Below are 25,472 nucleotides of genomic sequence, written 5' to 3'. Positions count from 1 at the left end.
TTTCTGGGGGAACGGCAATGCAAAAATGGGGTGTGGGTCTGACTTTACTGCTGTTGGCATCGGGTGCTATGGCGAAAGATATTCAACTGCTGAACGTCTCATACGATCCTACGCGTGAGTTCTACCAGGAATATAACACGGCGTTTGGTAAGTATTGGCAGCAGCAGACCGGCGATAAGGTTACCGTGCGTCAGTCACACGGCGGTTCCGGCAAGCAGGCGACCTCGGTGATTAACGGCATCGAAGCGGATGTGGTCACGCTAGCGTTGGCATACGACGTGGACGCGATTGCCGAGCGTGGTCGTATTGATAAAGCGTGGATCAAGCGCCTGCCAGACAACTCGGCACCTTACACCTCGACCATCGTTTTCCTGGTGCGTAAGGATAATCCAAAACAGATCCATGATTGGGCTGACCTGGTGAAGCCTGGCGTGTCGGTTATTACACCGAACCCGAAAACCTCTGGCGGTGCCCGTTGGAACTATCTGGCTGCCTGGGGTTATGCTCTGCACAAGAACGGTGGCGATAAAGCCAAGGCTCAGGAGTTCGTCAAACAGCTGTACCGAAATGTGGAAGTGTTGGATTCCGGTGCACGTGGCGCAACCAATACCTTCGTTGAGCGCGGCATCGGTGATGTGCTGATCGCCTGGGAAAACGAAGCTTTGCTGGCAGAGAAAGAGCTGGGTAAAGACAAGTTTGAAATCATCACCCCGAGCGAATCCATTCTGGCTGAACCGACGGTATCGGTGGTGGATAAGGTCGTTGATAAGCGCGGCACCCGTGATGTGGCTACGGCTTACCTGAAGTATCTGTATTCACCGGAAGGCCAGACCATTGCGGCCAACAACTACTACCGTCCACGTGATGCAGCCGTTGCAGCCAAATTCGCCGAGCAGTTTCCAAAACTGAAACTGTTCACCGTGGATGATACTTTTGGCGGCTGGACTGAAGCGCAGAAGGTGCACTTTGCCACCGGCGGGATTTTTGACGAAATCAGCAAGCGCTGATCGCCAATTTTGAGCCATAAAAAACCCCGGGAAACCGGGGTTTTGTCATTTCAGGCCGGATAAAATCAGGCTTTTTTCGCCAGGGCAGCGGCTTTGACGATCACGGCGAAAGCGTCAGCTTTCAGTGATGCGCCGCCAACCAGCGCGCCGTCGATGTCTGGCTGAGCAAACAGCTCTGCAGCGTTCTTATCGTTCACGGAACCGCCGTACTGGATGATCACTTCGGCAGCGACTGCAGCGTCTTGCTTGGCAATATGGTCACGGATAAATTTGTGTACTGCCTGAGCTTGCGCTGGGGTGGCAGATTTACCGGTACCGATAGCCCACACTGGCTCATAAGCGATGACGGTGCCTTTGAACGCTTCAGCGCCCTGGGTTTTCAGCACGGCGTCGATCTGGCGCGCACAAACTTCTTCGGTTTTACCCGCTTCGTTTTCTGCTTCGGTTTCACCGATGCACAGCACTGGGATCAGGCCAGCGGCTTTCAGCACGGCAAATTTCTCGGCGATCGCTGCGTCGGTTTCTTTGTGATAGGTACGGCGCTCTGAGTGGCCGATGATGATGTATTCAGCACCGACGTCTTTGAGCATGGTGGCAGAAACTTCACCGGTGAAGGCGCCAGACAGGTTGATGTCGACGTTCTGTGCGCCCAGAGCGATGCGGCTGCCACCCAGTGCGTGCTTGGCCAGATCCAGATACATGACTGGAGGTGCGATGGCAACGCCACAACCGTCAACGCTGCTCAGTTCTTTACGCAAGGCGGCGATCAGTTCGTTAACCATGTGAACGCTGCCGTTAAGCTTCCAGTTACCCATTACTAATGGATGACGCATGTGTTTTCCTCCAAAAAGGGGACGCGAGAGTCTAAATGACAACTGCCGGACAGGCAGTTTACCTGCCCAACAGTATAGAGATGAATCAGTGCAAAGGCTTTGCTTTTTGTCATTAATTGCTGGGGTATCAGGGTTCAGATAGCGTTAGCTTAATCGGTTCAACGGCGAAGGTTACCCCCTTATCGCCGTTATCTGCTACCACATAGCGTATTGCCCCGACCTGTTGTTGGTAGAAGTAGGAGCCTTTGCCTTTTTCCAGCAGGTTGTTCACCTTGATGATGCTTTCTTCCACGGTGAGTGTCGGTTCAAACTGGCGGCTCAGGGCTGCCATGTAGTTCACTGCGATGGCTTTGGCCGCTTTTTCTTCGCCATCCTGCAACAGCAAATGGGTAATTTGCAGGGTTTTAATCTTACCGGTGCCCTTTTCCAGCGCGGTAGAGGCGTACAGGTTTTCGTTAATCTTACTGGCCGCGCGGGTCAGCAAAGGAGAGTCATCCTCTCTTGAGGGGACTACGCGGAATTCACCAATCGGCAATGTTGGGTTGTCGCGGTTGTATTTTTCGCGAAATTGCACCACCGTCAGATCGAAGGTGGGCGCGCCAGCCAGCAAGTAGGGGGCGTTCGCCGGGGCTTCGGTAGGCGTATCCGGTGGATCGGCCCAAGCACTGCCGATGGGGGAGCACAGGCAGGCTATAACGATGATTTTTTTCAGCATGGTATACGGCATCGGTAACAAAGATGACTCCGATTAAAACGATAACCTGGGCGAATTGTCAAAAATTCCGCGTGATTGTCGTTTGCTGACGCAAGGCGGTGCGATGGTCTGCGTTTTTCCGGGGCTAGCTCAACCCGGTATGGCCTATGTTACACTGCGGCGCAGAATATGGGCAGGCCAAGAGTGCATGAATCGATGAGCTTACAGCAATGGTGTTTTTCCTTTAAGGGCCGTATCGGGCGGCGCGACTTCTGGATCTGGATGGTTGTCTGGGTAGTGCTGATGGCGGTGGCTTTCACGCTGGCCAACTACGATGTGGTAGCGATCCAGACCATCGCCTTTTGCATTGTGGCGCTGCTGTGGCCAACGGCGGCGGTGCTGGTCAAGCGCCTGCACGATCGCAATAAAAAGGGCTGGTGGGCGTTGCTGTTGATCCTGGCGTGGATATTGGCAGCCGGTAACTGGCAGATGTTGGCACCGGTCTGGCAGTGGGGCGTGGGGCGTTTTATTCCGACGCTGATTGTGGTGATGATGGCGATCGATCTGGGGGCTTTTCTGGGCACCCCAGGGGATAACCGATTCGGGCCAGAGGCCGAACCGGTAAAATTCCGCTGAACTACCAGTAATGCTCGCTGGTGATATGGCCCGGCTTGCGGCGCAGATGTTTGCGCATCTGGTACTTCTCTTTCAGCGTTTGCTGGGTATCTCGCACCATCTGCGGGTTGCCGCACAGCATCACATGGCTGGTTTCGGCATCCAGGGTCAAACCAACTGCCGCTTCCAGCCGCCCATCCTCCAGCAGAGCCGGAACGCGCCCGGTCAATGAGCCAGCCACCTCTTCGCGGCTGACCACGGTTTGAATGCGCAGTTTGCCGTTAAAACGCTGTTGCAGCTGCTGCATCAGCGGCAGGTAGCTGAGATCGCGGGCAAATCGTGCGGCGTGCACCAGTACCAGGTTGTTGAAGCGATCCAGATCTTTGCCTTCTTGCAGGATCGACAGATAAGGGCCGATGGCGGTGCCGGTCGCCAGCATCCATAAGGTGTCGCAGTCTGGCACTTCTTCGAGCACAAAGAATCCGGCGGCTTCTTTGGTGACCATCACTTCCGCTCCGGGCTGCAACTGATGGAGGCTTGGGCTGAGTTTTCCTTCCGGCACTGTGACCAGATAAAACTCCAGGTTGGGATCGCTGGGGGCATTAACGTAAGAATAGGCGCGCTGAACGCGCTCGCCGCCTATTTCTAGTGACAGCTTGGCAAACTGCCCGGCGGTGAAACTGTCGATCGGGGCATTGACGGTGATGCTGAACAAGCCATCGGTCCAATGTTGTACCCCTGTCACTTTGCCATTAACCCATTCAGCCATACTTTTAACGCTCCCGTGGTCGGATCAAATAAGCACAATGTCGTGAGCCGGAGATGGCATGCGCGGTACGTTCTATCCGGTAGCCTTTACCAAACAGGCGATGGAACAGCTGCAGTTCGGAGTTGCACAGGTTGCTGCAAGTATGGGCCGCCACGCCGATCGGACAGTGGTTTTCCACCAGCAACATGCCCTGCGGGCTTTCCAACAGTTCCGCCATATAGCCGTCACGCTGGCGCAGGTTAACCAGGCGGTTGAGCTTGCTGAGATGGTCTTCTTCCTCTGCCAGCTCATCGGCGTACCGGTGATAGAGTTTATCCTCGCGCGCCCGGATCAGCTTTTCTATACCTTCGGCACCGAACAGCTCATGTGCAGACTCCAGCAGGATCGCCGAAAGCCGATCGTGTCCGTCGGCAAACTGGGCATGGCCCTGTTGGGTCAAAGACCAGTAACGCGTCGGGCGGCCTACTTTGGCGCGCGTTTCCTCGTAGCAAACCAGCTCACGTTGTTCAAGGGATTGCAGATGCTGGCGGATCCCCATCGGCGTGATTTCCAGCCGCTCTGCCAGCATTTTGGCAGAATGAGGACCCAAGGTTTTTAACTGCAATAAAATCAGCTCTGGTGTTTTCATAAAACCCAAATCCCTGTGGCGGTATCTTATTTCAAGTTGATGGAAATAATTATCGATTAAGTGTTAAAGCTAATCTGATGCAAGTTTATCATTTTTAACTCTTTCCCGTTATGACAACAGATACGTACAGTTTGATTTACGAGACTGGTAGCGATAGGTGCCAGTGTGACGGCGATCTATATTTGCCCGAAACTCGCTAAAAAAATCAGATTTGTTAGCTTATGCGTCGCTGAGAAGCTGCTCTGTGGTTCCCCCTGGGATATTAGGCGGGGTTGAGTGTCGCAAGACTGAATAAGTTAATGAAGATAATGAGAAAAGTTGAGAACTTCCACCTGCTGGTGATGCTGATCCTGCTGGTTGCCGTCGGTCAGATGGCGCAAACCATTTATGTCCCCATCATCGCCGATATTGCCCGCGATCTCTCGGTGCCTTCCGGCTCCGTGCAGCGCGTTATGGCGGCTTATCTGCTGACCTACGGCTTCTCGCAGCTGATCTACGGACCGCTTTCCGATCGCATTGGCCGCCGCCCGGTGATCCTGGCTGGCATGATGATTTTCCTACTTGGTGCCTTGGGCGCTTTGCTGGCCAACAGCCTATCGATGTTGGTAGCCGCCAGCGCGGTTCAGGGTATGGGCACCGGCGTGGCGGGCGTGATGGCCAGAACCATGCCGCGCGATCTGTATGCAGGCACTTCCCTACGTTATGCCAATAGCCTGCTGAATATGGGCATTCTGGTCAGCCCGCTGTTGGCTCCTGTGATTGGCGGGGGATTGGCGATGATGTTTGGCTGGCGGGCTTGTTATGGCTTCCTGCTGGTGTTGTGCGCCGGTGTAGCGTTTGCCATGTTCCGCTGGTTGCCGGAAACCCGGCCGCAGCAAACGGAAAAACGCCGTATGCTTTCCAGCTTCCGCCAACTGCTGGCGGACGGCACCTTCAGCTGCTATCTGGTGATGTTGATCGGTGCTCTGGCCGGTATCGCCGTCTTTGAAGCCAGCTGTGGCGTGTTGATGGGCGGAGTGTTGGGCCTGAGCGGTTTGACCGTCAGTATCCTGTTTATCTTGCCGATCCCGGCGGCGTTCTTTGGTGCCTGGTATGCCGGGCGTGACGGCAAATCCTTCCACAGTCTGATGTGGCATTCGGTGATCAGTTGCCTGTTGGCCGGGCTGATGATGTGGATCCCTGGTTGGTTCGGGGTGATGAATATCTGGACGCTGATCGTGCCTGCGGCGTTGTTCTTCTTCGGTGCCGGGATGCTATTCCCCTTGGCGACCACCGGTGCGATGGAGCCGTTCCCTTATCTGGCCGGGGCGGCGGGTGCCCTGGTGGGCGGCATGCAGAATATGGGGTCTGGACTGGCGACATGGCTGTCGGCCATGCTGCCGCAAACCGGGCAGTTCAGCCTTGGCTTGCTGATGTTTGCCATGGCGTTGTTGATTTTGCTGTGCTGGTGGCCGCTATCGAGCCGAATGCAGCATCAGGGACATACCGCCTGATAGAGACGGGGCGCGCTCTGCGCCCCTAGGCGTTAAAGCAGGAATTCGTGCAGTGCTGCGTCTTTGCGATCCAGATAGTGGGTCGAACGGATGCGGCGAATCGTGCGCGATTTGCCCCGGATTAACAGGGTTTCGGTGGTGGCCATATTGCCTTTGCGGGTGATGCCTTCCAGCAGATCGCCCTTGGTGATGCCGGTTGCGGCAAAGATCACGTTATCGTTGCGCGCCATTTCATCCAGCACCAACACCTTACCGGCTTCGATGCCCATTTCTTTACAGCGGGCCAGCTCCTGCTCGCCGATACGGCGATTATCTTCGTTATCCCCTTTGACCTGATGGCGAGCTAGCAGGCGGGCTTGCATATCGCCATCCAACGCACGGATCACCGCAGCGGAGATCACGCCTTCCGGTGCGCCACCGATGCCGTACATCACATCCACTTCGCTTTCCGGCATACAGGTCAGGATCGAGGCGGCGACATCACCGTCGGGAATAGCGAAAACCTTCACCCCGAGCTGCTGCATTTCTGCGATCACCGCATCGTGGCGCGGTTTAGCCAACGTGATCACCGTCAGCTCCGTCAGTGGTTTACCCAGGCAGGCAGCGACGTTGTTCAGGTTGGTGGCTAGCGGCAAGTTGAGATCGATCACCCCACGCGCCTGTGGGCCGACGACCAGTTTTTCCATGTACATATCAGGAGCGTGCAGGAAGGTGCCGCGATCGCCTACCGCCAGGACAGCCAGCGCATTGGATTGCCCCATTGCGGTCATGCGCGTACCTTCGATGGGATCGACGGCGATATCCACCGCATCGCCCAGCCCGGTGCCGACGTTTTCGCCGATATACAGCATCGGGGCTTCATCAATCTCACCTTCACCGATCACGATCCGGCCATCGATATCCACTCTGTTGAGCATAATGCGCATGGCATTGACGGCGGCACCGTCGGCGGCGTTTTTGTCACCACGCCCCAACCATTTATAACCCGCAAGTGCGGCGGCTTCGGTAACGCGGGAAAATTCGATGGCTAATTCACGTTTCATGGCAAACCTGTCAGTGAGAAAAGGGAAGAAAATATCGGCAAAGTTTACCACAGGGGGGAGCTGGCAGGGCGAGGCAATAAAAACGCTGCCCGAAGGCAGCGCTGTTGCAGGGTAAAACGAATCAGTCGTGATCTTCCCAGGCTTGTGCACGAGCCACGGCCTTTTTCCAGCCGCTGTAACGGAAATTACGCTCGGTAGTTTCGATACCCGGACGGAATTCACGCTCGATGTTGGCTTTGCTCTTCACCTCATCCAGATCGCTCCAGTAGCCAATCGCCAGCCCGGCCAGATAGGCCGCGCCCAACGCCGTCACTTCACGCACTTCAGGACGTTCGACACGGGTGCCGAGGATATCGGACTGGAACTGCATCAGGAAGTTGTTGGCTACCGCACCACCGTCCACACGCAGCGATTGCAGACGGGTATTGGCATCGGCCTGCATAGCATCCAGCACGTCGCGGGTCTGGTAGGCGATAGACTCCAGCGTGGCGCGGATGATGTGGTTGCTGTTGACGCCGCGGGTCAGGCCGAAGATGGCGCCACGGGCATACGGGTCCCAGTAGGGGGCACCCAGGCCGGTAAAGGCGGGTACCACGTAGACGCCATTGCTGTCTTTGACCTTGGTGGCGAAGTATTCGGAGTCTGCGGCATCGCTGATCAGTTTCAGCTCGTCGCGCAGCCACTGGATAGAGGCCCCACCAATAAACACCGCACCTTCCAGCGCATAGTTCACTTCCCCGCGTGGGCCGCAGGCGATGGTAGTCAGCAGGCCGTGGCTGGAGCGTACTGCCTCTTTGCCGGTATTCATCAACAGGAAGCAGCCGGTGCCGTAGGTGTTTTTCGCCATACCCGGCTGGACGCAGAGTTGGCCATACAGCGCCGCCTGCTGGTCACCGGCGATCCCGGCGATAGGAATACGCGTCCCGCCTTTACCCCCGATGTTGGTCTGGCCATACACTTCGGAAGAAGGGCGGACTGCTGGCAGCATGGCGCGTGGGATATCCAGCGCCTCCAGCATACGATCGTCCCAGTCCAGCTCATGGATGTTGAACATCATGGTACGTGAGGCGTTGGTGTAGTCGGTCACGTGAACCCGCCCTTGGGTCATCTTCCACACCAGCCAGGTGTCGACGGTACCAAACAGCAGTTCACCGCGCTTGGCACGTTCGCGCGCGCCTTCGACGTGGTCGAGGATCCATTTGACCTTGGTGCCGGAGAAGTAAGGGTCAACCACCAGGCCGGTATTGTGGCGGATATACTCTTCCAGGCCATCACGCTTGAGTTTTTCACAGATGTCGGCGGTGCGACGACACTGCCAGACGATCGCGTTATAAATCGGCTTCCCGGTCTCTTTTTCCCAGACGATGGTGGTTTCACGCTGGTTGGTAATGCCGATCCCGGCGATTTGGTCCGAACTGATATCGGCCTTGGCCAGCACTTCGACCAAGGTGGAACTTTGTGAGGACCAGATTTCCATCGGGTCGTGCTCTACCCAGCCGGCCTTCGGGTAGATCTGCGTAAATTCACGCTGTGAAACCGCAACAATATTGGCATCGTGATCGAGCACTACGGCACGTGAACTGGTGGTTCCCTGGTCGAGGGCGACAATGTATTTTTTTTCGGTTGTCATAATTTTGAGTCCTACTGTGGTTAACCGTTTAAAGCCGTGCCAATCACGCTTTACGTTGTTCTGGTTTAGTGGCGGGTTGCTCTTCCTCGAAGCAAACGTCACAAGGCAGATGGCGACCGATCAGCGCGCGATAACCAAAGGCACCCAAACCTGCACCGACGATAGGGCCGAAGATAGGCACCAGGAAGTAAGGGATGTCGCGAGCGCCGGTGAAGGCCACGTTGCCCCAACCCGCTAGGTAGGCGAACACTTTCGGGCCAAAGTCACGCGCCGGGTTCAGTGCAAAGCCGGTTAATGGTCCCATAGAGGCACCGATGACGGCAATCAGAATACCGATCAACAGCGGTGCCAGCGGGCCGCGTGGAATGCCGTTGCCGTCGTCTGTCAGTGCCAGGATCAGGCACATCAGGATGGCGGTGATCACGGTTTCTACCAGGAAGGCCTGGCCAACGGAGATATGTGCATTGGGATACGTCGAGAAAATGCCGGCCAATTCGAGGCTTTCGTTGCTGCCACGCACCATCTGGTGGGCGGCTTCAAAATCAAAGAACAGACTGTAATACAGCCCGTAGACCAGTGCTGCTGCGCAAAAGGCACCCGCAATCTGCGCAACGATGTAAGGGAGTACTTTGCGTCCATCAAAGCAGGCGAACAGCCACAGCGCGAGCGTGACGGCCGGGTTCAGGTGAGCACCGGAAATGGCGGCGGTCAGATAGATGGCCATCGCCACCCCCAGGCCCCAAATGATGCTGATTTCCCATTGGCCGAAGCTGGCACCTGCCAGTTTCAGCGCTGCCACACAGCCTACGCCAAAGAATATCAACAGACCGGTGCCGAGGAATTCAGCGATGCACTGGCCTTTTAAGGTCGGACTGATGGTTTGGCTCATAATATTATTGTCCTGCAGACGACGGTTATAGGTTATCTAGGCTTGGCGCGTTGGCGTTGTGGCCTTGAGCTACAGAGTTTTTCTTCACGTCCTCTTATCGGTTGAGGATGTGATGTAAATTTATCGTTAACGAGCATAAACGAGAAATAGCGAAATCAAAATGTGTGTACTTCGTCATAAAATTGAGCGAATTCGCGTTGTTCGGTGTTCTTTCTGCACCATAAAACGGTGATCTGACCAGTTATTTTGTCTCTATTTGTTAACAACCCTGCCGTTTGGCAGCGGTGACTTTCAGCTTTGACCGATAGCCAGGGTAGGAAAATTGCAACAGAGTGCGCGTTGGGTCGGTATGTTGCTAGACACTGGGGGGCTGGCTACTTACAATCGTTTTTATTGCGGGAAAGGTTTTATCGAAACAGGCGTTGGGCCTGTTGGTTACGCGAGCATATTCGCAGTCGCTGCAGCTAAGGTTGCGGCGCTACTTATGGATGTACGCCTTGCTATCATGAGGGGACTGAAGAATGTCATTTGAAGTATTTGAAAAACTGGAAGCAAAAGTTCAGCAGGCGATCGATACCATCACGCTGTTGCAGATGGAAATTGAAGAGCTGAAAGAGAAAAACAATTCCCTGTCTCAGGAAGTCCAGAGTGCTGCGGGTAACCACGAGTCACTGGTGCGTGAAAACCAGCAGCTGAAAGAAGAGCAGCACGTGTGGCAAGATCGCCTGCGCGCATTGCTGGGTAAAATGGAAGAAGTCTGATCCATTAGCTCCAACGAAAAGGGCGCCTCAGGCGCCCTTTGTCATTTTCTGCGGTTACTCGATATCGAGCGGATCTTCAGAAAGGATGATGCCGGTGTTGTCGGCATACAGATGATCGCCAGAGAAGAAGGTCACACCGCCAAAATTAACGCGGATATCACTTTCGCCTATCGCTTCGCTGGTGGCTCCTACCGGGATTGCTGCCATCGCCTGAATGCCGATGTCCAGTTCTTCCAGATCGTCCACCTGGCGCACCGCACCGTAAACCACGATGCCTTCCCATTCGTTCTGAGTCGCCAGACGGGCCAGCTCCGCGTCGATCAGGGCACGGCGTACCGAGCCGCCGCCGTCGATCACTAACACGCGGCCACGGCCGTTTTCTTCGAGCAGTTCAAACAGCAGGCCGTTATCCTCGAAGCATTTCACCGTAGTGATTTGCCCGCCAAATGAAGTACGTCCGCCAAAGTTGGAGAACAGAGGCTCAACTACGTTGACCTCTTCCTGATAGATATCGCAAAGTTCGGAAGTATCGTATTTCATAGGATTTTACGTCTGTTTGCCGCTGGAATAACCAGTATATCCCTTTATTCGCCCCGTTGGCAAAATCATCAGTGCCAGAATGCGTTCTGCTACGCAAGTCTCAACTAACTGAGCACCACGCCAATCGCAAACAGCACGTTGGCGAGCAACGCGGCCTTGACCATATGTTCCAGCATTGGACGCATGCCGACGGCCGTAGGGTCACGTAAGACACGCATTCCGTGGCGATACAGAAACGGGATGGCCAGCACAAACAGCCAGCCCCATAGGCTGTGCAGGTTAAGCAGGGTAAACAGGGCAAAGCAGACCACGGCGGCAATCAGCAGCGTTGCGTGGTAATAGCGCGCATTCTGTGGGCCAAGGCGGACGGCCAGGGTATTTTTGCCGTTAGCGCGGTCACTTTCGATATCGCGCAGATTATTGATGTTCAACACCGCCGCTGCGAGCAGACCACAGGCGGTGGCTGGCAACATTACGACGCTATCGAAAGTGTGAGTCTGTAGATAGTAAGTGCCTGCCACGCTGAGCCAGCCGAAAAACACCAATACCGAAATATCGCCCAGCCCCAGATAACCGTAAGGTTTGGTGCCCACGGTGTAGGTAATGGCTGCGATAATCGCTAGCCCGCCCAGCACCAGGAAGCCCACCACATCGCTGGGTTTTTCACAGGCGACGGCGATTAGCCAGCAACCGGAAATGGCGATCAGCACTACCGTCAGCATCAAGGCCCGTTTCATCTGGCTTTGGGTGATCATGCCCTTTTGCATGCCGCGCAACGGACCGATACGGTCTTCTTTATCGCTGCCTTTTACCGCATCACCGTAATCGTTGGCCAGGTTGGAGAGGATCTGCAGCAGACCTGCGGTCAGCAGAGCCAACAGCGCCACGCCGGGCTTCAGGCTGCCCTGCCAGGCGGCGATCGCGGAACCGACAACGATGGAGGCAAAGGCCAATGGCAGGGTTCGTGGTCGTAAACTTTCCAGCCAGGCTCTGGCCGGGGTGGTGGTGGTTGATGAGCTCATATTTCGCTTCAGTAAGTCAAAAGACGGTGTCCGTTAAAAATAAATGTGGGAGGCAATGCCTCCCACAAAGATAACTGACAGGACAGTGATAGAGCGATTATAGGATATAACGACTCAGATCTTCATCCGCTACCAGTTCATCCAGATGATTGCGCACGTATTCGGCGTCAATTGTAATGGATTGGCCGCCAATTTCACTCGCATCGTACGAAATATCTTCCATCAGACGCTCCAGCACGGTGTGCAAACGACGTGCGCCGATGTTTTCGGTGCTTTCGTTAACCTGCCAGGCGGCTTCAGCGATGCGGCGGATACCGTCAGCGGTGAAATCGATGGTGACGCCTTCGGTAGCCATCAACGCTTTGTACTGCTCGGTAAGCGACGCGCTTGGCTCGGTCAGGATACGTTCAAAATCTTCCGTGGTCAGCGCTTGTAGCTCAACGCGGATTGGCAGACGGCCTTGCAGTTCCGGGATCAGGTCGGAAGGGCTGGCAGTCTGGAATGCACCGGAGGCGATAAACAGAATGTGATCGGTTTTCACCATGCCGTGCTTGGTCGATACCGTACAGCCTTCCACCAGCGGTAGCAGGTCGCGCTGGACGCCCTCGCGGGACACGTCTGGGCCGGAGCTCTGGCCACTGCGCTTACAGATTTTGTCGATCTCATCGATAAACACGATACCGTGCTGCTCAACGGCTTCCACCGCCTGCTCTTTCAGCTCTTCCGGGTTTACCAGCTTGGCTGCTTCTTCTTCGATCAGCAGCTTGAAGGCTTCCTTGATCTTCACTTTACGCGGTTTCTGCTTCTGCCCACCGAGGTTCTGGAACATCGATTGCAGTTGATTGGTCATTTCTTCCATGCCCGGAGGAGCCATGATTTCCACGCCCATCGGGGCCGCAGCCAGATCGATTTCGATTTCTTTATCGTCTAACTGACCTTCACGCAGTTTCTTGCGGAATGCCTGGCGAGCGGCAGAGGGTTCTTGCTGCTCTTCGGCCTGGCCCCAGTTGTTTTTGGCCGGCGGGATCAGCACGTCGAGAATGCGTTCTTCTGCCATCTCTTCCGCACGGGTGCGGTTTTTCTCGATCGATTGCAGACGCACCATTTTCACGGCGGCATCGGTCAGATCGCGGATGATAGAGTCCACTTCCTTACCCACATAGCCCACTTCGGTGAACTTGGTGGCTTCTACCTTGATGAAGGGAGCGTTTGCCAGTTTGGCCAGACGGCGGGCGATCTCGGTTTTACCGACGCCAGTTGGGCCGATCATCAGAATGTTTTTTGGGGTCACTTCGTGACGCAGCATCTCGTTGAGCTGCATCCGGCGCCAGCGGTTGCGCAGGGCAATGGCGACGGCACGTTTGGCTTTGTTTTGGCCAATGATGTAGCTGTCCAGTTCGCTGACGATCTCGCGCGGGGTCATTTCAGACATGGTATTCGATCCTTACGCTTTGGAAGGCAATTCTTCAATGGTGTGGAAATGGTTGGTGTAAATACAGATGTCACCGGCGATGTTGAGGGATTTATCCACGATCTCGCGGGCGCTTAATTCGGTATTTTCCAACAGCGCACGAGCGGCAGACTGGGCATAAGGGCCACCAGAACCGATCGCAATCAAATCATTTTCAGGCTGGATCACGTCACCGTTACCGGTGATGATCAGCGAGGCATTCTCATCGGCTACCGCCAGCAGGGCTTCCAGCTTGCGCAGCATGCGGTCGGTACGCCAGTCTTTGGCCAGCTCAACGGCCGCTTTTACCAGATGGCCCTGGTGCATTTCCAGCTTACGCTCGAACAGTTCGAACAGGGTGAAAGCATCAGCGGTACCCCCGGCGAAACCGGCAATCACTTTATCGTTATACAGGCGACGGACTTTTTTGACGTTGCCCTTCATTACCGTGTTGCCCAGTGTGGCCTGGCCATCGCCACCGATCACTACCTGGCCGTTGCGGCGTACGCTTACAATTGTTGTCACGAGCAGACCCTCGTTGCGGACGGAAAGAAGTCCCCGCAGCCTCTGCGTTGGCAGAGACTACGAGGCATATTGAGACTATAGATGGGGGGAGATTGACGCTTTTCAACCCCCGACGGAGAGGGGAATGCAACTTGACATGCCAATGCCTTTCAGGCGCGACAGGGTTTTGTCTGCGGCGGCGCGGCTGCTGTATGGGCCGAGCATCACACGATTCCAGCCACCGCCTGCGGTGACCCGGCTTTCAACCCCTTCAAACGCCAGCTGTGCCCGTACCGACTCGGCCTGATCGGCTGCGCGGAACGAACCACATTGCACCATCCACTTCTGCTTCGACTCCGGTTTGGTTTCCGGCTTGGCCGCTTCCGTTTTTACTTCTTGTTTCACTTCTGGCTGACGGGTCTGCACTTGCGGAGTCACGGCCTGTGGTTTTGGTTGCTGTACCTGCGGCTTCGGCTGCTGCACTTGCTGTTGGTGCTGCTGTACCGGTTGCTGCTGCACGGGTGCTGCGCCGTTGTTGAACGGGTTGCGAGGCTGAGTGGTCTGCTGTTGCTGTACCGGTGGCGCTATTTGCTGCTGTACCGGCTGTTGCCCACCGTTACGCAGCTGTGAAGGATCGTTGTAAGGCACCTCAGACAGTTGCGTTGGGCGCTGCTGCATATCGGCCTGCATCTGCTCCAGCAATTGGCGCTGTTCGTCGGTCAACTGCGTTTTGGAGTTGACCTCTCCCCCGGCGGTTGGCTCGGTAGGTGTCTTGACGCCGATCTGGCGGTTCTCCAGCTCTTTGATGTAACGCCAACGCTCTTCCGGCTTCGGTGGCAGACCGTTGCCCGGGCGTGTGCCATGCGTAGGCAACATCGGCGTTTCATCCGGTTTGTTGTGGGTAATGAAATAAAGACCACCGATAAAGACAACCAGAATGGCGACGGCAAGCGCCACCACGGTTTTGGATACCTTTGGAGAACTGCGTTTTTTACGGCTGGGGGTCTTGCGCCGCGCTGCTCCTGAGCGCCCGCGGCCTACATAGTCTCTCTGTGCCACTATAATTCCGCTGTGTCGTGATGAGGTTAAAACCTATCCTCTAGCTATTTTATCGGCCATTTTGCATCAGCTTACTGCCCTGTAGGTGTAGGCAGGCTCCGGGGAGCGGTTCTGGCAAAATGACCACAACAATGATCATTACGCCGGTTTGGCCGGCGCTGGGTCAGCCATGTTACTTAACCCAAAAATATTTGACTAGCGTTTAGGGGCCGCGGTGCTGCCTCTGATGATCAATTCACTGTCCAGTAACCGGGAACCGCTGTTCACGGTTTGCCCATGCAACTGTTCCAGCAGCAGCAACATCGCCTGCTGACCAATCTGGAAGCGGGGCTGTGCCACGGTGGTCAGTGGCGGATCGCAATACTGCGCCAGCTTGATATCGTCAAAGCCGACAATCGACAGATCCTGCGGTACACGCAAGCCCAGCTTTTTCGCCTGGGACAATACGCCGATCGCCATGACGTCGCTGTGACAAAAGACCGCCGTTGGCGGTTTCGGCAGCGCCATCAGTGAGGCTAACGCCTGCGCACCGGCTTCGTAGGTGAAGTCACCCCGGGTAATATAGCTGCTTTCGACGGTAATGCCATTACGGCGTAGCGCCTGAATGTAGCCTTGCAACCGATAATGGCTCAGCGGCATCTGTTCTGGCCCGGCGATACAGGCGATCTGTTTATGGCCAAGCTGATGCAGATAATGTACGGCTTCAAACGCGGCGGTCAGGTTGTCGATATGCACCGTTGGCAGTTCCAGCTCCGGTGCAAACTCGTTGGCCATTACCATTGGCGGCAGGTTGCGTTGCTCTTCCTTGCTGGCGTCGAAAGGCAGGTTGGAGCCGAGCAGCAGCATGCCATCGATTTGTTTGGTGATGATCAGGTTAACGAAGGTGCGTTCCTGTTGGTTCTGCTGCGCACAATCGCCGATCAGCACCAGGTAACCCTGCTGCGCTGCCGTTTGTTCGATCCCCTGGATCACGTCGGCAAAAAACGGATCGCAGATGTCCGGGACGATCACCAGGATAGTGCGGGATTCATTGCGTTTGATATTGCGTGTCAGGGCATGAGGGGAGTAACCCACGGCCAGCACGGCCTGTTCCACTTTCTGGCGCGTTGGCGTTGACACCTTTTCCGGATTCATCAGCGCACGCGACACGGTTGCCGTGGAAACGCCGGCCATTTCGGCAACGTCTTTCATGGTCGCCATGGGTAATTCTTGCTTGTGTTCCAACGCCTTTCTCCTTGCGTCAGCACCCGGCTAACGCGGTTACTTCAGTTTGCTCAAAAAGTCTGGCATGCAGTGGTGGTGGTGTTATTTTTAGCGTCATCCACATTCAAGCATTCCATTGCCTGGCTGAAAAAATGCCTTCACCGACATTCTAAACAGATTACGGGCCGCTTTTGTTACCTAATTTGCATGAAAAGTGTGACGCAGGAAGGTTTTTTCGTGTTCGCTCGCAAATTGTGGTGTAAACGTTTGCTTTTAACCATGGAATTGAGAGTTTTCTTAATCAACTATCAATGGGATCAACGTCTAACGTCCATTTGACTTTACGTGCCTGAGGCAGGGTGCCAATCAATGGCAACGTGCTTTTTATCAGGTGCTGTAACAGTTTTCTGGACGGGTGCTGCAACAACAGTTGCCAGCGGAAGCGACCCCCGCGTTTGGGTTGCAGTGCCGGAACCGGGCCCATTACCCACAGCGAATCATCCTTCAGCGGGCTGGCTTCCAACAGATTGCGTAGCTGCTGTAAGAACAGCGGTGCCTGCTGATTATCGTGATCTTCCGAACGCACGATGATGTGGCTGGTGTAGGGCGGCAGGAAGACGCTGCTACGCTCGGCCAGGGTTTGCTTGGCAAAGGCGTCGTAACCCTGTTGCAAAAGGATTTGCAGTAATGGGTGCTCTGGGTGATGGGTTTGCAGCAGCACTTCACCCTGCTTGCCCGCCCGCCCGGCACGGCCTGAAACCTGAGTATAAAGCTGGGCAAACCGCTCGGCAGAACGGAAATCGGCGGAGAATAGCGCGCCGTCCACGTCGAGCAACGCCACCAGGGTGACATCCGGGAAGTGGTGGCCTTTGGCCAGCATTTGCGTGCCGATCAGAATACGTGGGCCGCCACGGTGAATATCGGCCAGATGCTGTTCCAGCGATCCCTTGCGGCTGGTGGTATCGCGATCGATACGGGTAATGGCGGTTTCCGGGAACAGGGGAGCCAGTTCGTTCTCCAACTGTTCAGTACCGACGCCGACGGAAACCAGGTTGGTGGTACCGCACTGCGGGCACTGATGTGGCACCGGGCGCTGGCTGTCGCAGTGGTGGCAGCGCAGCTGGCGTTGATGCTGGTGGAACGTGTAGTAATGGTCGCAGCGCTGGCATTCGGCGATCCAACCGCACTCATGGCACAGCAGCGCGGGGGCATAGCCACGGCGGTTAAGGAACAGGATCACCTGATTGCCGTTCTTCAGGTGGTGCTGCATGCTTTTCAGCAGAGGCTGAGAGAGCCCGACCTTCAGCGGCAGGCCTTTCAAATCGATCAGATGCTGATTGGCCGGTTTGGCGTTGCCCGCCCGCTGGGTCAGTTTGAGCTGGCGGTATTTGCCTAACTGCACGTTGTGCAGCGTTTCCAGCGCCGGTGTTGCAGAGCCCATCACTAGTGGGATGTTTTCGGCGTGAGCGCGGAATACCGCCAGATCGCGAGCGTGATAGCGCCAGCCTTCCTGCTGTTTATAGGAGCTGTCGTGTTCTTCGTCGATGATGATCACCCCAAGGCGTGAGAAGGGGGTGAACAACGCCGAGCGGGTGCCGATCACAATGGCGGCTTCACCGCTGCGCGCGCGTAGCCAAACGGCCAGCCGTTCGCTGTCGTTCAGGCCGGAGTGCAGGACTTCTACCGGTGCGTTGAAGCGTTCACGAAAGCGAGCGATGGTCTGCGGGGTGAGGCCGATCTCCGGCACCAACACCAGCGCCTGCTTACCTTTCGCCAGGATATTTTCCAGCACGCTGAGGTAAACCTCTGTTTTGCCGGAGCCGGTGACCCCGGCCAGCAGCCAGGCGGCAAACTGCTCGTCTTCACTGCGGATAGCGCCCACGGCGGTGGCCTGCTCGGTATTGAGCCGCAATCGTTCGCCGAGCACGGCAAAGCCTGGCCGCCAATCCTGCGTTGCCACAGTTTGCGAACGCAGGTCGATCAAGCCTTTGGCCCGCAGCGCCTGGAGCGCGCTTTCCGTCAGCTCCAATTCGCTGACCTGATGGCGATACACCGGGCGTTGCAGCAGTGCCGCCAGTGCCTGTTGCTGCTTCGGCGCACGCTTCAGGCTTTCCGGCGGGGTTGCGCGCCCCTGTTCGGTAGCAAACCATTGCCACAGCGGGGCGGCTTCTGCGGGCTTACCCTGACGCAGCAGAATGGGCAGCGCATGGAACAACACTTCACCGATCGGGTAATGGTAGTATTCGCTGGCCCACAGCAGGATGCGCCACAGGCTGGTGGTGAACAGCGAGTCGTTATCCAGCAGGCCATCGATGGGCTTGAGCTTTTCCAGCGGCAGTTCACTGCTCTCGCTGCTGCCGGTGATGATGCCTATCGCCCGTTGCTTTCCCCAAGGCACACTGACGCGCGCGCCGATGACCGGCTGCAGGCCTGCGGGCAGCAGATAATCGAAGGTGCGGGCAAGGGGAACCGGTAGAGCAACGTGTACAACAGGCATGTGGCTGTCCAGGTAGAAAAAAGTGTTGGCTAGTTTACACGGTAGGCTGGCAAATGTACGGATCCGATTGCGCGCTACATTTTATTCTGTATAATTTGCCGCCTTTGGTATAATCCCATATCAAAACCTATTATCAACCACGTGTGGTGTCTGGCGGAACAGGGCTGGATAGCGACACGGCCTTAACTGAGGTTCTCCCATGAAAAAAGGTATTCACCCTAAATACGAAGAAGTTACTGCAAACTGCTCTTGCGGTAACGTGATCAAAATCCGCTCTACCGTGGGTCACGATCTGAACCTGGACGTTTGTGGCGAATGCCACCCGTTCTACACTGGCAAGCAGCGTGATGTTGCTACCGGTGGCCGCGTTGACCGCTTCAACAAGCGTTTCAGCGTGCCAGGCGTTAAGAAATAAGTTTTCTTATCGTCAGATGAAAAAGGCGCCTTCGGGCGCCTTTTTTCGTTTTTGCCTTCGGTGCAGGCAGGATCAATATTCCCAGGTATCAGGGTCGACACCCAATTCTCGCATCAGTACTTTCGCGGCTTCCGGGATTTCATCGCTGCGTTCTTTGCGCAGGTCTTCATCGTTCGGCAGCGGCTGGCCGGTAAAGGCGTGCAGGAATGCTTCACACAGCAGTTCGCTGTTGGTGGCGTGGCGCAGGTTGTTTACCTGGCGACGAGTCCGTTCATCCGTCAGGATTTTCAGCACCTTCAGCGGAATGGATACCGTGATTTTTTTGACTTGCTCGCTCTTTTTACCGTGTTCAGCGTAAGGGCTGACATACTCGCCGTTCCACTCAGCCATGGGACACCTTAAAATTGTCTGAAAAATACAAAATTCTAAAAACCGGCCAATTATGCCCGATCTTCACTGTGCTCACTAAATAAATGTCTTCTTTACGCGATAAGGGTCACTGAATCTGATGATTTAATAGGCTATGCCTATGCATTGTTGGGCTGACATCTTATCAATATTACAAACCGCCATAATTTTAGCGGGTATTGTCCCTTTGCTCAATCTATACGCAAAGAAGTTTAGATGTCCAGATGTATTGACGTCTATATCCGCTGCGGTTAATCTTTAAGCCTCATTCCCCCACTTTCCGAGAGCCGAGCCACCCTATGACGCGTAAACCAGCCACGATTGCCGTACGTAGCGGTCTGAATGATGACGAACAGTACGGCTGCGTCGTTCCGCCGATCCATCTTTCCAGCACCTATAACTTCACCGATTTCAACCAGCCCCGAGCTCATGATTACTCACGCCGTGGTAACCCTACGCGTGATGTCGTGCAGCGTGCGCTGGCAGAATTGGAAGGAGGTGCGGGGGCGGTGATGACCGGGAGCGGGATGTCGGCAATCCATCTGGTGACCACGGTATTTCTCAAACCGGGCGATCTGCTGGTGGCCCCTCATGATTGCTACGGCGGCAGCTACCGCCTGTTCGATAGCCTGAGCAAACGCGGGGCGTATCGGGTGCTGTTTGTCGATCAAGGAAATGAAGCCGCATTGCGCGATGCGTTGGCGCAAAAACCGAAGTTGGTGCTGATCGAAAGCCCAAGCAACCCGCTATTACGCGTGGTGGATATCGCGGCCATCTGTAAAGCTGCCCACGAAGCCGGTGCGCTGACCGTGGTAGACAACACCTTCCTCAGCCCGGCGCTGCAACAGCCGATCGAACTGGGTGCCGATCTGGTCGTCCACTCTTGTACCAAATACCTCAACGGCCACTCCGACGTGGTTGCGGGCGCGGTGATTGCTAAAGATAAAGATCTGGCGGTCGAGCTGGCCTGGTGGGCCAACAATATCGGCGTCACCGGCGCGGCATTCGATAGCTATTTGTTATTGCGGGGGATGCGTACCCTGTCGCCGCGTATCAAGGCTGCACAACATAATGCCGAGGCGATTGTCGGCTATTTACAGCAGCAACCCTTGGTCAAAAAGCTGTATCATCCTTCCTTGCCAGAAAACCCTGGCCATGAGATTGCGTGCCGTCAGCAACGTGGGTTCGGTGCCATGCTCAGCTTTGAACTGGATGGGGATGAAGCGCTGCTGCGCCGTTTCCTGTCCGCTCTGGAGCTGTTTACGCTGGCGGAATCCCTGGGTGGCGTAGAAAGCCTGATCTCACATGCGGCAACCATGACTCACGCCGGTATGGCGCCAGAAGCGCGTGCCGCAGCGGGGATTTCCGAAAGCCTGCTGCGTGTTTCCGTGGGGATTGAAGACAGCGAAGATTTGATTGCCGATCTGGAACAAGCCTTCCAGGCGGCGGCTACGAGGTAAGTCATGAATGCAATTGCGGTAGCAGGGCCGGTTAGCGGGCGTCAACTGCACAAATTTGGCGGCAGCAGCCTGGCAGATGTGAAGTGTTATCTGCGGGTGGCCGGGATCATGGCCGAATACAGCCAGCCGGGTGACATGATGGTGGTGTCGGCGGCGGGGAGCACCACCAACCAACTGATCAGCTGGCTGAAGCTCAGCCAGAGCGATCGCCTTTCCGCGCATCAGGTACAGCAAACGCTGCGCCGTTATCACAGTGAGCTGATCGGCGGGTTGTTGCCAGCGGAAACGGCGGAACCGCTGATTGCCGAATTTATCCACGATCTTGAGCGCCTGGCAATCCTGTTGGACGGCAAGGTTGATGATGCGGTGTATGCCGAAGTCGTGGGGCACGGTGAAATCTGGTCAGCCCGCCTGATGGCTGCGGTGCTGAACAAGCAGGACATGCAGGCGGCATGGCTGGACGCGCGTGATTTCCTGCGTGCCGAACGTGCGGCACAGCCGCAGGTCGACGAAGGTCGTTCCTATCCGTTATTGCAGCAACTGCTGGCTCAACATCCCGGCAAACGTCTGGTAGTAACCGGCTTTATTTCGCGTAATGACAGCGGTGAAACCGTGCTGCTGGGGCGCAACGGCAGTGACTATTCTGCCACGCAGGTTGGCGCGTTGGCCGGAGTGGAGCGAGTCACCATCTGGAGCGACGTGGCCGGGGTTTACAGCGCCGATCCGCGCAAAGTGAAAGATGCCTGCCTGCTGCCGCTGTTGCGTCTGGATGAGGCCAGCGAGCTGGCCCGCCTGGCGGCTCCGGTGCTACATACCCGAACCTTGCAGCCGGTGTCTGGCAGCGATATCGATCTGCAACTGCGTTGCAGCTATCAGCCGGAGCAGGGGTCGACCCGTATTGAGCGCGTGCTGGCTTCCGGCACCGGTGCCAAAATTGTCACCAGCCACGATGATGTCTGCCTGATCGAACTCAGCGTTGCGCCGCAGCATGACTTCAAGCTGGCGCAGAAAGAGTTGGATCTGGTGCTCAAGCGCGCGCAGATCAAACCGTTGGCCGTAGGGGTTCATCCTGACCGTAACCTGATCCAGCTGTGCTACACCTCTGAAGTGGTGGGCAGCGTGCTGCGCATTTTGCAGGAGGCTGGGCTACCGGGTGAACTGCAACTGCGTGAAGGGTTGGCGCTGGTAGCATTGGTGGGCGCGGGCGTGTGCAAGAATCCGCTGCATAGCCATCGTTTCTATCAGCAGTTGAAGGACCAGCCGGTGGAGTTCATCTGGCAGGCCGAGGATGGTATCAGCCTGGTGGCCGTGCTGCGTCAGGGGCCGACTGGTCTGCTGATCCAGGGCCTGCACCAAACGCTGTTCCGCGCGGAAAAGCGTATTGGCCTGGTGCTGTTTGGCAAAGGCAATATTGGTTCGCGTTGGCTGGAGCTGTTTGCTCGTGAACAGAAGAATATCTCTGCGCGCAGCGGCTTTGAGTTTAGCCTGGCAGGGGTGGTGGATAGCCGTCGCAGCCTGCTCGATTATGACGGATTGGATGCCAGCCGCGCGCTGGCGTTCTTTGAAGATGAAGCCCAGGAACTGGACGAAGAGTCGCTGTTCCTGTGGATGCGGGCGCACCCGTTCGACGATCTGGTGGTGCTCGACGTCACCGCCAGTGGGGAGTTGGCGGAGCAATATCTGGACTTTGCCAGCTATGGTTTCCATGTGATCAGCGCCAACAAGCTGGCGGGGGCCTCATGCAGCGCCAATTACCGCCAGATCCGCGATGCGTTTGCCAAAACGGGCCGCCACTGGCTGTATAACGCCACCGTGGGAGCCGGATTACCGGTGAACCATACCGTGCGCGATCTGCGCGACAGCGGGGATAGCATCCTTGCGATCAGCGGCATCTTCTCCGGCACGCTTTCCTGGCTGTTTCTGCAGTTTGACGGCACGGTGCCGTTCACCGATCTGGTGGATCAGGCCTGGCAGCAGGGGCTGACGGAACCGGATCCGCGTGTTGACCTGTCAGGACAAGACGTGATGCGTAAGCTGGTGATCCTGGCGCGTGAAGCGGGTTATGACATTGAACCTAACCAGGTGCGTGTGGAGTCACTGGTGCCTGCAGGTGCGGAGCAAGGGTCCATCGACCAGTTCTTCGAGAACGGCGACGCGCTGAATCAGCAAATGCTACAGCGTTTCGAAGCGGCCAACGAAATGGGCCTGGTGCTGCGCCACGTGGCGCGTTTCGATGCTAATGGCAAAGCGCGCGTTGGCGTTGAGGCCGTGCGGCCAGAACACCCGCTGGCTTCGCTGCTGCCCTGTGACAACGTGTTCGCCATCGAGAGCCGCTGGTACCGCGACAACCCGCTGGTGATCCGTGGGCCAGGGGCCGGTCGCGACGTGACGGCTGGAGCCATCCAGTCCGACCTTAACCGCTTGGCACAACTGCTTTAAATCCTCACTTTAAACTCGGGGGTGGCGCCGCGCTGCCCCCGTTCAATCCTTCAACATGAAATTCTCTCATCTTGCGTGAGGATTAATCATCGTATCTCCCTCACTTTCCTGTTGACTCTTCAGGCAACATCCGGCATTTTCTATCTAGACGTCTAAACGTATAGACGCTTATTATAACGAAGCAAAACAGTGATCGATAAGAGGCGGACAGGGTATGAGTTTTTATCACGCAAACCAGCGGGAAGCGCTGAATCAGAGTCTGGCAGAGTTAAACGGCCAGATTAACGTGTCGTTCGAGTTCTTCCCGCCGCGCACCAGCGAGATGGAAGATACCTTGTGGCAGTCGATCGATCGCCTGAGCAGCCTCAAACCCAAGTTTGTTTCTGTGACCTACGGTGCCAACTCGGGTGAGCGTGACCGTACCCACAGCATCATCAAGGGGATCAAAGAGCGCACTGGTCTGGAAGCAGCGCCTCACCTGACCTGTATTGATGCCAGCCCGGCGCAGCTGCGTGAGATCGCTACTGATTACTGGAACAGCGGTATCCGCCATATCGTTGCGCTGCGTGGCGATTTACCACCAGGCGGTGGCAAGCCGGAGATGTATGCGACCGATCTGGTCACGCTGCTCAAAGACGTCGGCGACTTTGATATTTCTGTCGCGGCCTACCCGGAAGTGCATCCGGAAGCGAAAAGCGCCCAGTCAGACCTGATCAACCTGAAACGTAAAATCGATGCCGGTGCCAACCGTGCCATCACCCAGTTCTTCTTCGATGTTGAAAGTTATCTGCGTTTTCGTGACCGCTGTGTGACTGCTGGCATCGACGTAGAAATCGTGCCTGGCATTCTGCCAGTGTCCAACTTCAAGCAGCTACAGCGCTTTGCCACCATGACCAACGTGCGGGTGCCAAGCTGGATGACCAGCATGTTTGCCGGGCTGGATGACGATGCGGAAACCCGCAAGATGGTCGGCGCCAATATCGCCATGGATATGGTGAAGATCCTGAGCCGCGAAGGAGTCAAAGATTTCCACTTCTATACGCTCAACCGGGCGGAAATGAGTTACGCTATCTGCCATACCCTGGGCGTGCGCCCCGCTGCAGTGGTGGGCTGATAGATAGCGGTTGCCGTTGCGGCAACCGCGACATCATCAAGGGACGGCCGGGTGCGTGAGCATCTCCACAAACCACTGCCGGAATCCTTCGACATCGATTTCTAGACAGACTTCGGCATTGGCTGGCAGTTTCAAACGGTTGGCCAGATCGACGCAGGTCGTTCCTCTGGTCAGCTCACCTTGCGTTTCTACCGCCACATGGCAGGCCTGAGTGGTAAATAGCTCGGGTTTTGCCAGATAGGCCAGAGCGCATAAATCATGCATTTTCAGCCCACGGCTCATACTCCCACCCCGATAGTGTTGGAACAGGCTATGCAGCATGGCCCCGGTGCGGTTCAGCGTCGGTAAGCTGGCTATCATCTCGGCGGTGAGCGTAGCCCGGTTGGTGACGTCCAGACCGCACATGACAATCGGGATACCGCTGGCAAACACCATGCTGGCGGCCTCGGGATCCACGTAGATATTGAACTCCGCGTTTGGCGTATGGTTGCCACGGCTGGCGGAGCCTCCCATCATGACGATCCGCGCGATGGATGGTTTACATTCCGGGTAGAGCGTGAGCAACAGGGCAATGTTGGTTAACGGGCCAATCGGCACCAAGACTATCGGTTCCTTGCTGGCCAGTAGCAGGTCACGCATCACTTCAACGGCATGACCGTCAACGATCTGCCGTGTCGGCTTTTCAAACTCGTATCCATCCAGGCCGGAGTTGCCGTGAATATGGCTGGCATCCTCCAGTTTACGTACCAGCGGAGCCGCTGCCCCGCGAGCTACGGGCGTTGATGCGCCCAGGAAATGCAGCAGGCGCAGCGCATTGTTGGTGGTTTTATCCACGCTAACGTTGCCAGCTACCGTACTTACCAGGCGCAGGTCGATTTTGGGATGAAACAGCGCGGCAACCAGCGCGACGGCGTCATCAATACCGGGATCGGTATCCAGGATTATGGCAATAGGTGCAGAGCTAGAGGACATAATATCTCCCATACAGAGTTAGTGCTG

24 protein-coding genes are annotated in these 25,472 nt (G+C 56.1%); 8 read left to right on the top strand and 16 right to left on the bottom strand.

Annotated features, from left to right (window positions below; all coding sequences use genetic code 11):
• Positions 1 to 17 precede the first annotated feature (17 nt).
• Complete coding sequence (locus tag KGP17_RS26500) at positions 18 to 1,007, top strand: sulfate ABC transporter substrate-binding protein (protein ID WP_021807231.1); 990 nt, start codon at positions 18 to 20, stop codon at positions 1,005 to 1,007.
• A gap of 65 nt (positions 1,008 to 1,072) precedes the next feature.
• On the opposite strand, the gene tpiA is transcribed toward KGP17_RS26500, so the two are convergent.
• A complete protein-coding gene (tpiA, locus tag KGP17_RS26495; protein ID WP_021181878.1) occupies positions 1,073 to 1,840 on the bottom strand; it encodes a triose-phosphate isomerase in 768 nt (255 codons plus the stop codon).
• Positions 1,841 to 1,967: 127 nt separating this feature from the next.
• Positions 1,968 to 2,555 (bottom strand): DUF1454 family protein, encoded by a 588-nt coding sequence (locus KGP17_RS26490; protein ID WP_209529740.1) that lies wholly within the window; start codon positions 2,553 to 2,555, stop codon positions 1,968 to 1,970.
• Positions 2,556 to 2,750: 195 nt separating this feature from the next.
• On the opposite strand from KGP17_RS26490, the gene KGP17_RS26485 reads away from it, so the two are divergent.
• Positions 2,751 to 3,170, top strand: a complete 420-nt coding sequence (locus KGP17_RS26485; RefSeq protein WP_021807229.1) for a DUF805 domain-containing protein — start codon at positions 2,751 to 2,753, stop codon at positions 3,168 to 3,170.
• Position 3,171: 1 nt separating this feature from the next.
• On the opposite strand, the gene fpr is transcribed toward KGP17_RS26485, so the two are convergent.
• Positions 3,172 to 3,918 carry a ferredoxin--NADP(+) reductase gene (gene fpr, locus KGP17_RS26480; protein WP_021807228.1) on the bottom strand — a complete coding sequence of 249 codons (747 nt, stop codon included), beginning with the start codon at positions 3,916 to 3,918 and terminating at the stop codon, positions 3,172 to 3,174.
• Between the two features lie 4 nt (positions 3,919 to 3,922).
• Positions 3,923 to 4,546 carry a metalloregulator ArsR/SmtB family transcription factor gene (locus KGP17_RS26475; RefSeq protein WP_021807227.1) on the bottom strand — a complete coding sequence of 208 codons (624 nt, stop codon included), beginning with the start codon at positions 4,544 to 4,546 and terminating at the stop codon, positions 3,923 to 3,925.
• A 308-nt stretch (positions 4,547 to 4,854) separates the two neighbouring features.
• Between KGP17_RS26475 and emrD the strand changes: the two genes are divergently transcribed.
• Entirely contained in the window at positions 4,855 to 6,039 is a 1,185-nt protein-coding gene (emrD, locus tag KGP17_RS26470) for a multidrug efflux MFS transporter EmrD (protein ID WP_021807226.1), read from the top strand.
• Between the two features lie 32 nt (positions 6,040 to 6,071).
• Here emrD and glpX read toward each other — a convergent pair whose 3' ends face one another.
• From glpX to KGP17_RS26455, 3 genes are all read right to left on the bottom strand, one after another.
• A complete protein-coding gene (gene glpX / locus KGP17_RS26465; RefSeq protein WP_223498613.1) occupies positions 6,072 to 7,082 on the bottom strand; it encodes a class II fructose-bisphosphatase in 1,011 nt (336 codons plus the stop codon).
• A 121-nt stretch (positions 7,083 to 7,203) separates the two neighbouring features.
• On the bottom strand, positions 7,204 to 8,712 hold the full coding sequence (glpK, locus tag KGP17_RS26460) for a glycerol kinase GlpK (RefSeq protein WP_021181885.1): 1,509 nt from the start codon (positions 8,710 to 8,712) through the stop codon (positions 7,204 to 7,206).
• A 43-nt stretch (positions 8,713 to 8,755) separates the two neighbouring features.
• Positions 8,756 to 9,601: an MIP/aquaporin family protein gene (locus KGP17_RS26455; protein ID WP_021807225.1), complete on the bottom strand. Its 846-nt coding sequence runs from the start codon at positions 9,599 to 9,601 to the stop codon at positions 8,756 to 8,758.
• 521 nt (positions 9,602 to 10,122) lie between these two features.
• On the opposite strand from KGP17_RS26455, the gene zapB reads away from it, so the two are divergent.
• A complete protein-coding gene (zapB, locus tag KGP17_RS26450; protein ID WP_021181887.1) occupies positions 10,123 to 10,362 on the top strand; it encodes a septal ring assembly protein ZapB in 240 nt (79 codons plus the stop codon).
• Positions 10,363 to 10,416: 54 nt separating this feature from the next.
• Here zapB and rraA read toward each other — a convergent pair whose 3' ends face one another.
• The 7 genes from rraA to priA all read right to left on the bottom strand — a co-directional run bounded on the left by rraA (position 10,417) and on the right by priA (position 18,637).
• Positions 10,417 to 10,902 carry a ribonuclease E activity regulator RraA gene (gene rraA, locus KGP17_RS26445; protein ID WP_021181888.1) on the bottom strand — a complete coding sequence of 162 codons (486 nt, stop codon included), beginning with the start codon at positions 10,900 to 10,902 and terminating at the stop codon, positions 10,417 to 10,419.
• A gap of 104 nt (positions 10,903 to 11,006) precedes the next feature.
• A complete protein-coding gene (locus KGP17_RS26440; protein WP_024482877.1) occupies positions 11,007 to 11,924 on the bottom strand; it encodes a 1,4-dihydroxy-2-naphthoate polyprenyltransferase in 918 nt (305 codons plus the stop codon).
• A gap of 97 nt (positions 11,925 to 12,021) precedes the next feature.
• Complete coding sequence (gene hslU / locus KGP17_RS26435; protein ID WP_223498612.1) at positions 12,022 to 13,356, bottom strand: HslU--HslV peptidase ATPase subunit; 1,335 nt, start codon at positions 13,354 to 13,356, stop codon at positions 12,022 to 12,024.
• Between the two features lie 12 nt (positions 13,357 to 13,368).
• Complete coding sequence (gene hslV, locus KGP17_RS26430) at positions 13,369 to 13,899, bottom strand: ATP-dependent protease subunit HslV (RefSeq protein ID WP_021807222.1); 531 nt, start codon at positions 13,897 to 13,899, stop codon at positions 13,369 to 13,371.
• Between the two features lie 102 nt (positions 13,900 to 14,001).
• Complete coding sequence (gene ftsN, locus KGP17_RS26425) at positions 14,002 to 14,937, bottom strand: cell division protein FtsN (RefSeq protein WP_115159611.1); 936 nt, start codon at positions 14,935 to 14,937, stop codon at positions 14,002 to 14,004.
• 195 nt (positions 14,938 to 15,132) lie between these two features.
• Positions 15,133 to 16,161 carry a DNA-binding transcriptional regulator CytR gene (gene cytR, locus KGP17_RS26420; protein ID WP_024482873.1) on the bottom strand — a complete coding sequence of 343 codons (1,029 nt, stop codon included), beginning with the start codon at positions 16,159 to 16,161 and terminating at the stop codon, positions 15,133 to 15,135.
• Positions 16,162 to 16,441: 280 nt separating this feature from the next.
• The gene (priA, locus tag KGP17_RS26415) at positions 16,442 to 18,637 is read right to left on the bottom strand and encodes a primosomal protein N' (RefSeq protein ID WP_021807219.1); all 2,196 of its coding nucleotides are present in this window, start codon (positions 18,635 to 18,637) and stop codon (positions 16,442 to 16,444) included.
• 199 nt (positions 18,638 to 18,836) lie between these two features.
• On the opposite strand from priA, the gene rpmE reads away from it, so the two are divergent.
• Complete coding sequence (gene rpmE / locus KGP17_RS26410; protein WP_021181895.1) at positions 18,837 to 19,052, top strand: 50S ribosomal protein L31; 216 nt, start codon at positions 18,837 to 18,839, stop codon at positions 19,050 to 19,052.
• Between the two features lie 72 nt (positions 19,053 to 19,124).
• Here the strand turns inward: rpmE and metJ are convergent, their stop codons facing one another.
• Positions 19,125 to 19,442 (bottom strand): met regulon transcriptional regulator MetJ, encoded by a 318-nt coding sequence (metJ, locus tag KGP17_RS26405; RefSeq protein ID WP_006317756.1) that lies wholly within the window; start codon positions 19,440 to 19,442, stop codon positions 19,125 to 19,127.
• 317 nt (positions 19,443 to 19,759) lie between these two features.
• On the opposite strand from metJ, the gene metB reads away from it, so the two are divergent.
• The 3 genes from metB to metF all read left to right on the top strand — a co-directional run bounded on the left by metB (position 19,760) and on the right by metF (position 24,473).
• The gene (gene metB, locus KGP17_RS26400) at positions 19,760 to 20,920 is read left to right on the top strand and encodes a cystathionine gamma-synthase (RefSeq protein ID WP_021181896.1); all 1,161 of its coding nucleotides are present in this window, start codon (positions 19,760 to 19,762) and stop codon (positions 20,918 to 20,920) included.
• Between the two features lie 3 nt (positions 20,921 to 20,923).
• Positions 20,924 to 23,359 carry a bifunctional aspartate kinase/homoserine dehydrogenase II gene (locus tag KGP17_RS26395; RefSeq protein WP_021807218.1) on the top strand — a complete coding sequence of 812 codons (2,436 nt, stop codon included), beginning with the start codon at positions 20,924 to 20,926 and terminating at the stop codon, positions 23,357 to 23,359.
• A gap of 214 nt (positions 23,360 to 23,573) precedes the next feature.
• Complete coding sequence (gene metF / locus KGP17_RS26390; RefSeq protein ID WP_021807217.1) at positions 23,574 to 24,473, top strand: methylenetetrahydrofolate reductase; 900 nt, start codon at positions 23,574 to 23,576, stop codon at positions 24,471 to 24,473.
• 36 nt (positions 24,474 to 24,509) lie between these two features.
• On the opposite strand, the gene rihC is transcribed toward metF, so the two are convergent.
• Complete coding sequence (gene rihC / locus KGP17_RS26385; RefSeq protein WP_059199391.1) at positions 24,510 to 25,445, bottom strand: ribonucleoside hydrolase RihC; 936 nt, start codon at positions 25,443 to 25,445, stop codon at positions 24,510 to 24,512.
• Positions 25,446 to 25,472 lie beyond the last annotated feature (27 nt).

It is taken from the genome of Serratia sp. JSRIV001 (genome assembly GCF_019968745.1).
Classification (GTDB): Bacteria; Pseudomonadota; Gammaproteobacteria; order Enterobacterales; family Enterobacteriaceae; genus Chania; species Chania fonticola_B.
The sequence above is the reverse complement of the archived record's forward strand: the minus strand, read 5'-3'. Positions and strand labels throughout refer to the sequence as shown.